The organism is Flavobacterium chryseum (assembly GCF_004362015.1).
Taxonomy (GTDB): Bacteria; Bacteroidota; Bacteroidia; order Flavobacteriales; family Flavobacteriaceae; genus Flavobacterium.
Genome location: NZ_SNWW01000005.1, coordinates 38,039 through 55,564, shown reverse-complemented (window position 1 = coordinate 55,564; position 17,526 = coordinate 38,039). Strand labels below are relative to the sequence as shown.

The 17,526-nt window shown below is 32.6% G+C and carries 5 protein-coding genes; all 5 read left to right on the top strand.

Features of this window, described 5'->3' with window-relative positions; translation table 11 throughout:
• Positions 1-38: 38 nt before the first annotated feature.
• The 5 genes from EV143_RS11060 (at position 39) to EV143_RS11040 (ending at position 17,520) form a co-directional block, all read left to right on the top strand.
• On the top strand, positions 39-1,655 hold the full coding sequence (locus EV143_RS11060) for an MBL fold metallo-hydrolase (protein WP_133508007.1): 1,617 nt from the start codon (positions 39-41) through the stop codon (positions 1,653-1,655).
• A 64-nt stretch (positions 1,656-1,719) separates the two neighbouring features.
• Positions 1,720-6,456 carry a non-ribosomal peptide synthetase gene (locus EV143_RS11055; protein ID WP_133508006.1) on the top strand — a complete coding sequence of 1,579 codons (4,737 nt, stop codon included), beginning with the start codon at positions 1,720-1,722 and terminating at the stop codon, positions 6,454-6,456.
• A 19-nt stretch (positions 6,457-6,475) separates the two neighbouring features.
• Positions 6,476-12,727 (top strand): non-ribosomal peptide synthetase, encoded by a 6,252-nt coding sequence (locus EV143_RS11050; protein WP_133508005.1) that lies wholly within the window; start codon positions 6,476-6,478, stop codon positions 12,725-12,727.
• Positions 12,728-12,802: 75 nt separating this feature from the next.
• Positions 12,803-14,776 carry a condensation domain-containing protein gene (locus EV143_RS11045; RefSeq protein ID WP_133508004.1) on the top strand — a complete coding sequence of 658 codons (1,974 nt, stop codon included), beginning with the start codon at positions 12,803-12,805 and terminating at the stop codon, positions 14,774-14,776.
• Positions 14,777-14,799: 23 nt separating this feature from the next.
• The gene (locus EV143_RS11040) at positions 14,800-17,520 is read left to right on the top strand and encodes a beta-ketoacyl synthase N-terminal-like domain-containing protein (RefSeq protein ID WP_133508003.1); all 2,721 of its coding nucleotides are present in this window, start codon (positions 14,800-14,802) and stop codon (positions 17,518-17,520) included.
• Positions 17,521-17,526: the final 6 nt, after the last annotated feature.

Below are 17,526 nucleotides of genomic sequence, written 5' to 3'. Positions count from 1 at the left end.
TAATCATATTTTTTTAAAACTATAAAAACATCTCTAAAATGGGTACTCAAAAAATATATCTGAAAAACAACGTACAAGTAGAACCATTAATTTCAAACTGGTATGCATGGCATCATATAATCCCGCCAATTCTTACGGGTTTTAATGTCGTAAACAGATACATTCCTATCATGGAATCATATATAAACGATCCAAGTATACATGAGGCAGCCGTAAAAGACCCTGCTTTTAGAGGAGGACCTTTTATAGATCTGGACAAAAAACATGTTTATGAAGTAGAAGCATTGTTGGAAAACACAAAAAAAATGGCAGGTCCTCTTTTTGAATTTGTCGATGCTGTAAAAGAATTAGACAAATTATTAAAGAAAAAAGCAACCGGATTCCTGATGCAGCCGCTTTATAAAGAAGTTCCATCACCAATTAGAGGCTATGTAGAATTGTATTACGACAGACATCACAGACCCGATTTTAGGTTTTATGAACCTCTGATTTATGCAAGTCCTTATTATATAGAATCTTTTCAATCTGTAAAGCTGTCATTAATTAACAAAGATGCCGACAGGCCTTTTATTTTTTCTACGCCAAGATTATCCAATCTGGAGGCGGCATTAGAACTTAAATTGCCTTTTAAATCGAAACAAATCGACGAATTGTTTAAAATGAAACGTGAGCCTCAAACCTTTGAGTACATTGCAGACCTTTTGAATATTGATAAAAATGATGAGGCATTATTTAAAGATTTATTTACTACAGAAGAACCTAAAAAGTATGAAAAATATACCGGAGACAGTATGCGTATCAGATACTTTGGTCATGCCTGTATCTTAATCGAAACCAAAGAACATTGTATCGTTCTGGATCCTGTTTTGAGTTATACCTACGAGTCTGATGTGTCAAGATATACGTATGATGATTTGCCTGATGAAATAGATTATGTATTAATTACACACGGGCATCACGACCATATATTGATGGAAACCATGCTGCAAATACGACATAAAGTTAAAAACATAATTGTCGGAAAAAGCATTGGAGGAGCTATACAAGATCCTTCATTAAACCTGTTATTAAGAAATCTTGGATTCGAAAATATTATCGAATTAGAAGAATTACAAACCGTTACACCTATCGATGGTATCAAAATTACAGGAATTCCATTTATCGGTGAGCACCATGATATTCATATTAACAGTAAACTTTCATATCACGTAGAATTAGACGGATATTCTTTATTAGCTGTAGCTGATTCCTGTAATCAATCGCCGGAATTGTATCAGCATGTTCACGAAATTATTGGTGATGTAGACGTCTTGTTTATGGGAATGGAATGTGACGGAGCACCTGCTTCATGGGTTTACGGACCAATTTTTACGACCAAACAAGAACGCGAAAAAGACTTTAGCCGTAGAGGAAGAGGCAGTAATTATGACGAAGGAATCAAGATGGTAAACTGCTTTAATGTCAAAGAAGTTTATGTATATGCCATGGGTGAAGAGCCTTGGGTAAGACACATTCTTGATGTTGAATATACAGATGAATCAAACCCAATCGTACAATCGAATATGCTAATCAAAGATTGCAGAAACAGAGGCATTGTAGCAGAACGATTATTTGCTGAGAAAGAATTATTTAAGCAAAATGTGCTAACGTATTAATTCTCATCAAATCCTTCATTAACACAAGACTAATATCAATTTATTTTCTTTAATAATTCATCCTATGATATCAGATTTATATTTAAAACTAAAAGAACAGAACATTCATATTGACGTAAAAGACGATAATCTTGACATTAAGGCACCCGCTGGTGTATTAACAAAAGACATAATTGATGAAATTAAAAGAAACAAAGCTGATTTAATTAGTTTTATCAATCAATACAAGTATGACAAAGCGAGCATTATTCAAAAATTTGCCGTAAGTTCAGATGCAAAATATCCTTTGTCTTCATCACAGTTAAGACTTTGGATCTTAAGTCAATCCGAAAAAGGAAATGTAGCCTATAATTCTGTTGGAGGATATATTTTTGAAGGAACATTAGATCACAAAGCATTAAACGAAGCCTTAAATGAAGTAGTTTTAAGACATGAAAGTTTGAGAACTGTTTTTCAAGAAGATCTAAACGGGAATGTCAATCAGGTTGTTAAAGAAATTGAAGCTATTGATTTTTCTATCGAACATTGTGATTTGCAAAATACAGATCATGCTGAAAAAATCTTAAAAGAGCAAATTGCTAAAGATTCTTTAATTCCTTTTCATTTATCAAAAGGACCACTTTTTAAAACAAAGCTTTATCAATTAGAGCACAACAAATGGGCATTTATTTACACCATTCATCATATTATTGTAGATGCTGTGTCTATGAATATATTCATTGCCGAAATCTTGGAGCAATACAACTCTAAAAAGCAAAACAGAGCAAGCAAACTAGATGTTTTAAGAATACAATATAAAGATTATGCTAACTGGGAAAACCAGCAGCTTACAGGTAAAAAGTATGAGGAACTTAAAGCATATTGGCTCAATCAATTTACCGGAGAATTGCCGGTTTTAACTATGCCTGTCGATAAAAAAAGACCTATTCTGCAAACATTCAACGGGGGCACGATAGAAAAGAAAATAGAGTTGAAATTATCTGAAGCCATTGAAAAGCTGATAAGAGATAACGGAGCCACCATGTTTATGGGATTAACCACTGTAATCAATACTTTATTATATAAATTCTCAACTCAGGAAGATATCATAATCGGAACTCCTGTTTCGGGAAGAGAAAATGATGATTTGCAAAACCAAATAGGGTATTACGGAAATACGCTTGCTATGCGCATGCAGTTTAAAAAAGAAAACACTTTTTTTGAATTATTAGAGTATACCAAAAAGCAAGTGCTTGGTGCTTATGAGCATCAAATGTTTCCTTTTGCGACATTGGTAAAAGAGTTACAATTAAAAAGAGATCCAAGCAGAAATCCGCTTTTTGATGTTCAGGTTATTTATGGAGAAAATGATAATCATAAAAAAAGCAAAAATTTAGAAGGTCTTAAAGTTTGGGCTTATGAATTTGAAGAAAAATTGACCACCAGTCGCTTCGATATGGTTTTTAGTTTTTATAAAGAAGACAATCATTTAGTTGTAAACATTCAATACAATACAGATGTTTTTTCAGAAAAAATAGTACATCAAATTGCAGATCATGTTTCCGTTATCATGACTTCAATTGTCAATAATCCGTATGAACAAATTTACAAATTAGAACATATTGCAGAGCAGCAAAAACAGCAGCTATTGCATATTTCTAAAGGGAATTTTCTTTCATTTAATACCGAACAAACCATATTGGATTTGTTTAAGGAACACGTACAAAAAACGCCCAATGCTATAGCTTTGGCGTTTAAAGATAAAAAGTCGACCTACAAAGAATTAGAGGAAGAATCGAATAGGTTTGCCAATTATTTATCAGCCAATTATGACCTCAAAAAAAATGAATTTATAGGGTTAATGATTAACAATTCTGAAAATGTATTAGTTTGTATATTAGGAATTTTAAAAACCGGAAGTGCTTATGTACCTATAGATCCTGAATATCCAAAACAAAGAATTCAGCATATTATTCAGGATACGCAGCTAAAAGTGCTGATCACACAATCAGATTATCTTTTTGATCTGGATTTTTATTCGGGAGAAATTTTTGCCACAGATATTCAAATGGATTCTCTTGCGGCAGAAAGCACACAATTTGAGGCTCAGGTTACACCAGATACTATTGCGTATATAATATATACTTCAGGATCAACAGGCAATGCAAAAGGTGTAGTTATAGATCATGAAAATTTAATGTTTTCTACCATTGCAAGACTTGATACTTATCCTGATGTTGATGCTTTTTTATTGCTTTCATCAATATCATTTGATAGCTCTATTGCTGGGATTTTTGGAACTATTACAGGAGGAGGAAAATTAGTTTTCGCCCCTAAAATCAGGGTTTCAGACATTGATACTATTGTTGATATTATTATAGAAGAAGAAGTATCTCACTTATTGACAGTTCCTTCCTATTATCAATTACTGATTAACGAATTAAGTGAGCGCGATAATAAACTAAGAAATATTATTGTTGCAGGCGAAGAATGTACCAAATTATTGGTCGATTTGCATCAAAATACAGCGACGCTAAAAAACGCGAAACTTTTTAATGAATACGGACCAACTGAATGTACCGTTTGGGCAAGTTATTATGTATATGAGCCAACGCATGAGTTTATTCCTTCTATCGGAAAAGCAATTGCCAATAGTGCTGTCTATATTTTAAATGATAATAACGAACTTTCTGTTGATGGGCTTATTGGAGAAATTCATATTGCAGGCAAAGGTTTATCAAGCGGATATCTCAACAATCCTGAACTCTCAAAAGAAAAATTTATAGATAATCCTTTTGAGCCAGGCACTAAAATGTACAAAACAGGAGATTTAGCCAAAAGATTTTCAGATGGTAATATTGAGTTTTTAGGCAGAAAAGACAATCAAATCAAGATTAGAGGAAATCGTCTGGAACTGGGAGAAATTGAAAATGCAATTTTAAATTTTAACGGTATTGATGGGGCAGTAGTAACGTACAGCGAAGGTAATTTAACAGCAAACCTTTTAACCAATGTTGCCATAAATCTCGAAGACCTTAAAAAACATCTTAAACAACAATTACCGGTATTTGCATTACCGGGCTATTATACGATTTCAAATGAATTTCCATTATTACCAAATGGTAAGGTTGATAAAAAAGCATTACTACTTTTAGCCAACGAACATTCCTTAAACAATGATGCTTATGTAGCGCCAACCAATGAGGTAGAAGCTACTCTGGTAAATGTATTTCATGAAATACTGCAAAAAGAAAACATAGGCATAAAAGATGATTTTTTTTCTTTGGGAGGAGATTCTATAAAAGCAATACAAATAATATCCAAACTAAAACAAAAAGATTTTGCACTTACGGTTCAGGATATTATGCAGTTTGCCAATATACAGGAATTAGCATTGCATGTAAAATTGGTGAAACAGGAAATAGATCAAAATGCTGTAACCGGAATCATTTCACTTACGCCAATTCAGAAATATTTCTTCGAAGTGACTTCACAAGATCAAAATCATTTTAATCAATCCGTATTGTTAAAATCTTCAAAGCCGCTATCTGAAGAAGGACTGACACAAATTTTTCAAAAATTAATCGATCATCATGATGCTTTAAGAGCGGTATTTAAAGAAGAAGGAAATTCGTGGATTCAGAAAATTAAAAACGAAGGTTTTGAATTCAAGCTGAATGTTCATTCGAATGTCAATGATGCTCAATTTAATACAATTTGCGACGATTACCAATCTTCTTTCGACTTAGAAAAAGGACCATTGTTTAAAGCCGTTTTACTGAAAAAAGAAAATACAGATTATTTATTGCTTCTTTCTCATCACTTGGTTATTGACGGGGTTTCATGGAGAATTATTTTAGAAGATTTAGTGACATTATATGGGCAATACGAGGTTGGAAACGAATTAGAATTACCATTAAAAACACACTCTTTGAAATATTGGCAGGAAAAACAATTAGAATATGCTAATTCGTTGACCATGATCGAAGAACAAGTTTATTGGTCTTCTATGGATGAAAAGGTACGTTTTAGTACATCTGAATTGCCTAAAGATTTTGATTATCAAGGCAATAATCTGTATAAAGATTTTGAAACAAAACTTTTTCAGCTAGACCACTCAACGACCGAAAAATTACTTACTGAATCACACAAAGCCTACAAAACCAATATAAATGATGTTTTAATTACCGCTTTGTCGCTGGCAATAGGCAAAAATTTTGATGTAAACGATGTGACCATTCAATTGGAAGGACACGGAAGAGAAGATATTAATTCAGAGATAGATGTAACCAGAACAGTGGGTTGGTTTACCACAATTTATCCGGTTTTGATAGCGCTGAAAAAGAATAAAGACAACATGAGTCAATTGATAGAAGTCAAAGAAACCCTGCACCGAATTCCCAATAAAGGTATCGGATTTGGCATTTTGAAATACTTAAAAGAATGCGACTTCACTATAAAAGCAGATGTTTCTTTTAATTATCTGGGTGATTTTGATTTAGGAAAATCGAAGAAAGACGAGCAAATTTTTCAATTTACAGATGAGTATAAAGGAAAAGAAATAGCTGTTAACATTGAAAGAACAGGAACACTTGATGTATCAGGAATTTTAATTAATGACCAGCTGCAAATTATGCTTTCGTTTAATACACATTATTTTAAAAATGAAACCATAGAAAATTTAAAAGAAAGCTATAAAAAAGAACTCGAATATCTCATTTCCTGCCTTTCTGAAGAAAAAGAAACCCATTTAACTCCCGTTGATTTCACATACAAAGGTTTAGATATAAGTAGTTTGGAAGAATTAAATAAAATGCTATAACATACTTAGTAAAAAAGCTATGAAAATTAAAGACATATATCCTCTTACTCCCTTGCAGGAAGGAATTTATTTCCATTGGAAAATTTCTAAATCAATGTATTTTGAGCAGTCATCTTATAAAATACAAAGTGAACTTGACATCAATTTTATCAAAGAAAGTTATGAACAACTGATTGCAAGACATGATGTGCTTAGAACCTGCTTTTTAGATAACTTAGGAGAAGATATTTTACAAGTAGTTCAAAATGAAGTTCCTTCCAATTTTCAATATCTGGATATAACAGAAAACCCGCTTCATACCATAGATTCACTAAAACTGGAGGATATATCAAATGATTTTGATCTTACCAAAGGATCGCAAATGCGTCTTATGGTAGTAAAAACAGATAAAGATATTTATGAATTTATATGGAGTCACCATCATATTGTAATGGATGGCTGGTGTATAGGAATTTTGATCAAAGAATTTTTTACCATTTATGAAGGTTTGCTTCATGGAAAAAATGATGTCTTGCCAAAAATAAAACCTTATGCAGAGTATGTGAAGTGGTTAATGAAAAATGACAAAGAAAAAGCAGTACAATACTGGAATAATTATTTGGATGGATTTCAGGGAAAAGTAGGCTTGCCTTTTCAAAAACAAGACACAAACGCTTACAAACCTGGAGAAGTTTTTTATACCATAAATAAAGATTTAAGAGAAAAATTAACTGCCTTTTGTCAGCAAAACAGTGTTACCGAAAATGTATTTTTTCAAACCATCTGGGGTATTTTACTGGCAAAATACAACAATACAAACGATGTTGTTTTTGGAGGTATTGTTTCAGGAAGACCCGCAGAAATACAGGGTGTAGAAAATATCATTGGTCTTTTTATAAATACGATTCCGCTTAGGGTACATTTTGAAAAAGAAGCTACCGTAAAACAGATTTTACTAAAAGTACAGCAAAAAGCCATAGAAAGTTTGCCGTATCATTATCAGTCTATTGCAGAAATACAGCTAAATGCCAATAGAAATCAACAGCTCTTTGACCATATAATGGTTTTTGAAAATTATCCTGTTGAAGAAATCATAGCGAGCGAACTCTCCTCTGAAAATAAAAAAGCAAACATCAAATTATTAGAAGCAGACTCTTACGAAGGCGAAGGGTATGACTTTTCTCTTGTTGTAGTTCCGGGAAAAGAAACTATGGTTCGCTTTACATATAATGCAGCAAAATATATTCAAAACGATATTGAATCGCTAAAAAAACATTTTGAATATCTTTTAAATCAGGCAGTAGAAAATTTTGAAAAGCCTGTTTCTGAAATTGAACTTTTAAATGAATCAGAAAAAGAAAGTATACTTTTATGGTCAGGACACGCTTCTTTGATAGATGGTTGTCAGGAATATACTTTAGTTGAAATGTTTGAAACTGCTGCGGCAGAAAAACCAGGTAACACAGCTTTAACTTTCGGTGAAAACGAATATAATTTTTCAAAACTAAATGTAATTGCCAATCAATTTGCACATTTTCTAAAAAAGCAGCATAAAGTGTGTTTAGGAGATTTTATAGCGATACAATTAGAGAGAAGCGATTTGCTAGTTATCGCGCTTTTGGGCGTTTTAAAAGCAGGAGGAGTTTGCGTTCCTTTAGATGTTAATTTGCCATTAGACAGAGTCAATTATATTTTAATGGATGCGGATTGCACTATTATAATCAACGAGGAACTTATTAATCGTTTCAAAAACTATCCAAAAACAGATTTAATTCTTTCAAATACGGATGTTTCACCGTCAGATCTGGCGTATGTAATGTATACTTCGGGTTGTGCCGGAAAACCAAAAGGAGTACTTGTAGAGCATAGAAACATTTGCGCTTTGTTTAACAATGCAAAAATAAATTTTTCATTAAATCAGGAGCCTGTAATGCCTTTGCTTGCTTCCAGTTCATCAGATATTTTTCTTTTTGAATTGTTTTATCCTTTACTGTCTAAAGGAAAAGCAATTATATTGTCTAATGAAGAAATTAAAGACATAGAGGAGCTTACAAAAACTCTTTTTCAAACCAATAGTTTTCATGCAGTACCAACTTTGATGAAAACTATTATTAATTATATTAAAACCAATAAAAACGAAAATACATACAATCATATAAACGCCATATTTATTGGAGGAGATAAAATACCTACAGGTCTTTTAGAAGAAATAAGAGCCGTATTTTCTAATGCCTCCATACACGTGCTGTACGGACAAACGGAAGCATCTGTTTTTATCACAACCCAAAGTTATCAGCCAGGCGTAAAACAATTTCAAAATGCTGTAATAGGCGAAACCAATGTTTATAATGCCGCTTATGTATTAGACGAAAATTTAAAATTATGTCCTTTTTACAGTATCGGCGAGTTATGCATTTCAGGAAATCAGGTAGCGCAAGGATATTGGAACAAGCGTGAAATAACGGCTGAAAATTTTATAAAAAATCCTTTTAAACCTAATTTAAAACTTTTTAAAACGGGAGATTTGGTTAGAAAACTTCCAAACGGAAAACTAGAGTTTGTAGGCAGAAAAGACAATCAGGTTAAAGTAAAAGGGTATAAAATAGAATTAGAAGCCATAGAAAAAGCTTTATTGTCTCATAAAGATATAGACTTTGCTATTACAAGAACAATTGCAGTATCAGAAAACGAAAAGCAAATTGCAGCTTACGTAAAAACAGTAAAACCAATAAGCACAGAAGAAATTTTTCTTTTTCTTCAGGAAATATTGCCAACATTCATGGTTCCGGATTATTACATACAATTAGACGAAATTCCATTAATGATTAACGGAAAAGTAGATTTTAAAAAATTGCCTTATCCGGTAATTACCAATAATGTAAAAGAAGAATCTGTTGAACCTAAAACAGAAGTAGAAATAAAATTGGCCGCGATATGGAAACGTATTCTGAACAGGGAAATAACAGGCGTTAATGATAATTTTTTCCATTTGGGTGGGCATAGTTTAAAAATGATAAAACTCTCCAACCAGATTTTGGCGGGTTTTAACGTGCATATTTCTGTAAAAGAAATCTATGCACATCATACCATAAAACAACAGGCTGCATTTATTGATGGTGCACTAAACAAAAATACAACTTCCATTCCTAGAACAATAAGTGCAGCCAGTTATCCTTTATCTTCTTCTCAATACAGAATCTGGAATATCTGTACGCTAAATGACGAAGCCAATAAAGCATACAATATTCGATTAATAGATATTAAAAATATTTTTATAGACAAAGATATTTTAGCGAAAGCATTGCATAGCCTGATACTAAGACACGAGATTTTGAGAACAGCATTTGTTACCGAAAAAAACGGAGAACCAAGACAAATTATCATTCCGGCAGAACAGGTAAAACCATTAAAAATTCATTACAAAGATCTGCGACAAAGTCAGGATACGGATAAAGATTTGCAGCTGGCCATTGAAGAAAGCGGTGACGTTTCTTTTGATTTAGAAGAAGGTCAGTTAATTAAAATTGAATTGATAAGCCTTAAAGATAATCAATGGATTATTAGCGCTCTTTTTCACCATTTAGTTTTTGACGGATGGTCAACAGATGTTTTTGTAAACGAACTTTATACTTTATATGAAAAATATAGTCAAGGCCAAGAACCAGATTTGGCTCCTTTAGAAATACAGTATAAGGATTATGCCGCTTGGGAACAAAATTTAATCAAAAACGGGGACTTAAAATCTCACAAAGAATATTGGCTGCAGCAATTTGAAGGCGATTTACCAATTTTAAATGAATTGGGAGATAAAAAAAGACCCAAAATCAGAACCTATAATGGCGCCGTAATTTCCAATGTTGTAGAGGGCGATGTATTAAAAGAATTAAAACTATTATGCGCCAATGAGGAAGCTTCATTATTTATGTTATTTTTAGCCATAACAAACGTTTTGGTCAATAAAAATACAGGTTACGAAGATGTTATTATCGGAAGTCCGATATTTAACAGAGATTATCCTGAATTGTTTGATCAAATTGGTTTCTATGCTAATACAATTGCATTGCGCACACGTTTTGATGAAAATGCTTCGTTTTTAGACATTTTGGCACAAGTCAAAGACAATGTACTGAAGGCAATGGAGCATCAGAAATTTCCAATGGATGAATTAATCAATGCGCTGGATATTAAATACGATGCCAGCCGAAATCCGCTATTTGATTTAGTGGTTACCATTAGAGAAGAAAACAAAAAAACATCCGATCTGAATCCGTATGATGCGACAGGTAATAATACCAATTCTAAATTTGACTTGACATTAGATTTTTTAATTGTTGAAGATCAACTGACTATAACACTGCAATATAATACAGATGTGTTTTCTGCTCAAAAAATCACTTCACTGCTACATCATTTAGAGCAGATATTATTACAAGTTGCCAGTAAAAATGATCAGAAAATAAGTGCTATTGATTGCTTAACATTATCAGAGAAAAAATATTTATTAGAAGAATTAAGTGGTCATCAAACAGAGTATCCAAGAGAGTTTTCTATTATAGAATTGTTTGAAAAGCAAGCGGCATTAACACCTCAAAAAACAGCTCTTGTGTACCAAAATCAAAAATACAGCTATCAAAAACTGAATGAGATCGCGAACCAACTTGCCAATTATTTAAAAGATCATACTAATATAACCAGTGATTTTGCTGCTATTATTTTGCCAAAAAGCGAATGGCAAATAATAAGCATTTTGGCCGTGCTGAAATCCGGATGTGCTTACGTTCCTGTTACGACAGATTATCCTCAGGAAAGAATCAATTATATTATTAAAGATTCTAATGCCGAATGTCTTGTTAATGCTACTTTAATTGAAGAATTTGTAAAAACACAGCAAAACTATTCAACTCAGTTTGAAACTCAATATGCAAAAGCAAATGATTTAGCTTATGTCATGTATACATCAGGTTCTACCGGAGAACCAAAAGGGGTTTTAATACAACAGCAAAGTGTGGTAAGATTGGTAAAAAATACCAAATTTATCAATCTTACAGGAGAAGAAATATTATTGGCCACAGGTTCATTTTCTTTTGATGCAACTACTTTTGAGTATTGGGGAATGCTTTTAAACGGTGGAACATTAGTAATGTGTGAAGAGCATACATTATTGTCAACTAACGATATGTCTGACGTAATTGCACGCGAAAATGTAACTATAATGTGGCTAACGGCTGGCTGGCTGCACCAATTGGTAGACGATAATATTTCGTTGTTTCAAAATCTGAAAACAATATTGTGCGGTGGTGATGTTTTATCTCCATATCATATTACGAAACTAAAAACCACTTATCCTGAATTGGTCATAATCAATGGTTACGGACCTACTGAAAATACTACATTTTCGATAACCCATACGATCAATTTGCCAATAGAATCCTCTGTTCCTATAGGTGTTCCGATAAGCAATAGTACCGTTTATATCATGGATAAAAATCATCGTTTGGTACCAAAAGGTGTTATTGGCGAAATATATGTTGGCGGCGATGGTATTGCAAGAGGATACTTAAACAATCCTGAACTAACAAATGCCAAATTTTTAAACAACCCTTACAATACAAAAGAAAGATTGTACAAAACAGGCGATTTAGGAAAATGGTCAAACAATAATACGATAGAATTTATTGGCAGAAGAGACAATCAGGTAAAAGTTCGTGGTTATCGAATAGAGTTGGGAGAAATCGAAAATATTTTATGTACACATGAATCTATAACTTCTGCTCTTGTGGTCATAAAGGATGATTTAACAGGCGAAAAAAGCATAATTGCCTATGTGGTTTCAGATCAAAACACCGAAAGTCATGTTATAAAAGACTGGTTAAGAACTCGTGTTCCAAACTATATGATTCCGAATCACTTTGCCTTTTTAAATGAATTTCCATTAAATATAAACGGAAAAATAGACCGAAACAAACTTCCTGAAATTGAATTCTCATTAGCAGATAGAAAAGAATACATTTTGCCGCAAACAACTACGCAAAAAGCGTTGGCAGAGATTTGGAAAAATGTTTTAGGAATCGAAAAAATTGGCTTACTGGATAATTTTTTTGAGATTGGCGGACATAGTTTAAAAGCAGTAAAAATATTTAATCTCATCAATAATCAGTTTGATGTTAGAATTATGATAACCGATTTATTTAACAATCCAACCTTAGAGAGTTTGGCTAATGAAATTGATAATATGATTTGGGCCAACAAGGAAGAGCCGGAAGATGTTGAGAGTGATAACATAACGATCTAACGAAAATCTTCTATTATGAAGCGCTCAAATTACTAACTCAAATAGGTTCACTAGTAAACGAACAGTATTTATTCCATGAAAATAAAAGACATATATCCATTAACTCCATTGCAGGAAGGGATCTTTTTTCACTGGCATGTTTCAAAAAATGTTTATTTTGAGCAGTCCAGCTATGAGGTTTCCGGCGAATTAAAAGTAGAATTGCTTCATAAAGCATTTGATTTTATAGTTTCCAGACATGATGCCCTTAGAACCTGTTTTAATAACACGATAGGAAATGATATCTTGCAGGTTGTAGTAGAAAGTATTCCTTCGGGTTTTACGTATCAGGATGAAAGTGCGAATGAAATTTTTTCGCTGGAAAATTTTAAAAAGGCAGATAAAAAAAGAGGATTTAATCTTTACAAAGGTTCACAAATACGGTTAACGGTTCTAAAATTAGGAGAAAATACCTTTGAGTTTATTTGGAGTCACCATCATATTATTTTAGATGGCTGGAGTATAGGGATATTAATCAATGAGTTTTTTTATGTCTACAGATGTTTGTTGGAAAATAAACCTTTTACATTATCTCCGCCACCTAGCTATTCAGAGTATATAAAATGGCTGATGAAATTAGATAAGGAAAATATGGCTTCTTACTGGGAGCAATATCTATCAGGATTTAATGCCCATACAGGATTACCACATTTTAATCCTGAGAATCAAAATAGTGAAAAAACAGAAGGAGAAATTTTTCATAAGATATCAGAAAAAAACAAAAAAGCCCTTACAGCACTTTGCCAAAAAAACGGAATTACCGAAAACATCTTTATGCAAACAGTTTGGGCAATAGTACTCGCTAAATATAACAATACAGATGATGTTGTTTTTGGAAGCGTAGTTTCCGGAAGATCTTCTGAAATTGATAGAATAGAAGAAATGCTGGGACTTTTTATTAACACAATTCCTGTTCGCATAAAGTTTGATTCAAAAAAAGCCATAAAAGATATTTTAATTGAGAATCAAAAAGCATATATCAATGGAATTTCAAACCATTACATTCAATTAGCAGAAATACAATCCAAGAGTAATTTGACACATCAGCTTTTTGATACCATTATGGTTTATGAAAATTATCCCATTCAGGAAAATTTAATAAATGAATTAGATAATTCCTCTCAGGATGCCTTAAAAATAATGGCTGTAAAAACATACGAGCAATCCAATTATGATTTTGTAATAATGGTTCTTCCTGGTAATGATACCGTAATAAGGTTTGTTTACAACGCTCAAAAATATGATCATGATTTTATAGCAGAAATAAAAAATCTTTTTGAACGCATATACAGTAAAATTCTTAAAAATCCAGATAGCTTATTTTTTGAAATTAAAGAAGTTCTGGATCCTGTAGAAAAAAAAGACAGCGAGATTAAATTGCAAGGTTATCGTATACAACTTAGTGAAATTGAAAATGCACTTCAGCAGTATAAAAAAATTAAAAGCGCCATAGTTCTGGTTGATGATAAGGATAATCAGGGAAAATTATTTGCCTTTTACACGAGCCACGAAAAACTAACGGAAAAACAAGTAAGAGCTTATCTGGTAAAAAAAATGCCTTCTTACATGATTCCTTCAAAACTAATTGGGGTCGAAGAATTTCCAATTCTGAGTAACGGAAAAATAAATAAAGAAGCCTTAATCACTTTAGCTCAGGAGACTACTAAAAATTCAGCGTATAGTTTACCCAGAAATGAGTTAGAAGCAAAAATACTCAGCATATGGAAAATAATACTCCAAAAAGAAGTGATAGGAATACAAGATAATTTTTTTGAAATAGGAGGCAATTCCATTAGTCTGATGAAAATGGTAGCTCTTATCAATAAAGAATTAAATATAAATCTAAAAGTATTAAACGCTTATCAGTTTACGAACATAGAAACACTTACAAGCCATATTAAAGAAGATATAGAACACGGTCTGGAGAAAGTAGACGAAAAAAACACCAAGTCTGTTGATATAGTAAATCAAACCATGTCAATTTTAAAAAACAAACAGACAATAAGCTAAGAAAATCTAAACAGTAATTTAATATGGCAGCAAACAATAATACAGGTTTAGAAATTGCGATAATCGGAATTTCATGTCGTGTACCGGGAGCAAATGACTGGAGAACGTTTTGGAATAATCTTTTAAACGGTGAAGAATCAATTACTAAATTGTCTGAACAAGAACTTTTCAAAAGAGGTTTTATTTTCAACGAATCCAACAATAATACGCATGTTCCTGTTGTGGCAGAGTTAGAGGATAAAGGCAATTTTGATGCGGCATTCTTTGGATTTACGCCCTACGAAGCTTCTATAATGAGTCCTGTACATCGCATGTTTCTTCAATCGGCTTGGGAAGCTTTGGAAGATGCCGGATATGCATCGCCAGACGGAGAAGAAGAAATAAGTATTTATGTAGGTAGTGGAGATGATACGCCTTGGAAAGCCCATATAATGCTCAATAACGATGTTACGAAATTAGATAGTCATACACTTGATTTTATTACCAATAAAGATCATCTGCCTACTTTAACTTCTTATAAACTAAATCTTAAAGGACCCTCATTTTCCATTAATACAGCTTGCTCAACTTCGCTTTCTGCGATTCATTTGGCTTGCAGAGGACTTTTATTTGGAGAAGCGAAATTAGCTTTAACAGGAGGAGTTTCTTTAGTATTAGAGCATAAGGCAGGTTATGAATTTAAAGAAGGATCAATTTATTCTAAAGACGGACATTGCAAGGCATTTGATAAAGGAGCAACAGGAACCATTGGCAGTGAAGGTTTGGGCATTGTAATACTCAAGAGACTCGAAGATGCTGTAAAAGATAATGACCATATTTATGCGGTAATTAAAGGAAGTGCAGCCAATAACGATGGCAACAGAAAAGTAGGTTATACAGCCCCAAGTGTTGAAGGAGAAATGGAATGTATTAGAATGGCCCATAAAATTGCCGGTATAGATGCTGATAGCGTGAGTTATGTAGAAGCGCACGGAACAGGCACAACATTAGGTGACCCAATTGAAGTAGAAGCATTAAACAAGGCTTTTGAAAATGATACAAATCATAAATGTTTACTTGGATCTGTAAAAAATAATATAGGACATACCGATACAGCCGCGGGAGTTATAGGCCTTATAAAAACAGCGCTTAGCCTTAAATATCGCCAGATTCCGGGAACTATAAATTTTAGTGCTCCAAACCCTAAAATAAATTTTAGCGAAGGTCCTTTTTATGTAAAAAAAGACGTTCATGAATGGAAATCTACAGATAAAAATCCTCTTAGAGCCGGAGTAAGTTCTTTTGGAATAGGAGGTACGAATGTTCATTTGGTTTTGGAAGAAGCTCCTGAAAAAAATAAAAATGTGGAAAAAGAAGTATCAGAACTTTTTCTTTTTTCCGCCAGATCGAAGGATTCACTTCAAAACTATCTTTTAAAATTTAAAGCGTTTTTAAAAAATCAGAAAGATATTTCACTAAATGAAGTGGCTTATACCCTGCAAACTGGAAGAAAACATTTTGATTACAGAGCTGCAATATCCTGCAAAAAGAGAGAAGAGTTCATCATGCATTTAGATATTTTAATTGATAAAGAAAATGTAAATAAAATTACGGAAGAAAAAAAAACAGTACTCTTATTTTTTCCTGACATGAGCGATAATGATATCGAATTTTATAGAAATCTGTATCAAGAAAAAGAAGACTATAGAAATCAAATAGATAAGTATATTGCTGCACTGGAACTAAGCGGTTTTAATCTTAAAAAATGGATTAATGAAACAACTGTTTTCAACAAATCTGAAGATAAAGTCCTTGCCAAAGTATTTGTATTATTATCAGCTTATACTTTGGCAAACCTCCTGAAAACATACGGAATATGTATCGATTTTACTTCTGGTACAGGAATAGGAGAATATACGGCAGCTTGTGTTTCAGGCATATTACAAATAGAAGAAGTGATCAGTATGATGCTTTATGATGAAAAGGAAATTAACATAAAAGCGGCACAAATTCCTTTTATACAAGCGGCCAAAGATGTTATTATAAAAGAAGGAATTTTAACTCCGATAAAATTTTGGGTAAATGGAAGAAGTTTAGCCATTAATGCCCCAAAATCATTTAGTGAAATTGTTCAGCAAAATCCATCTGTAATTCTCGAAATGGGTGATAGTAATAATTTAGTAGCGTTTTTAAAGACAACATCAGTTTTGAATTTTACAAAAGAAAAATATGTTTCTATTTCTTTATCATCAAAAGACAAAACAGGAAAAGCGTCTTTTATTTTAAAAAACACACTAAAAAAACTTTGGCTTGAAGGAGAAAATATAAACTGGAAAAAAAATTATGATGCCAATCATCCGGCAATAACTTCGTTGCCCGTTTATGAATTCGAAAAAAATCAATATCCACATGTTATTAATCTCGCAACCGAAAGTCTTAATTTCATTAAAAAGACTAATGAAAAAATAAATACGGAAGTAAAAGCGCCTGTCGCAAGCAAAAAAAACAAGAACACTTCGGCCGTTATTGAATCTGTGTTTATTGAGTTTCTTGGGTTAGAAAAAATAGATCTGGATAAAGATCTTTTTGAAATTGGCTGTGATTCCCTTAAAGGAATGTTAGTCCTCAATAAAATTAAAAATGAATTGCAGATCGAATTATCGCTTATGGATTTTATGGAACATAGTTCAGTTAGAGAAGTTATAGAAACCATCGAAGCAATTAAAAACAAGCAATATCAAAAAATAAAAACAATTATCATTTAGTACTTT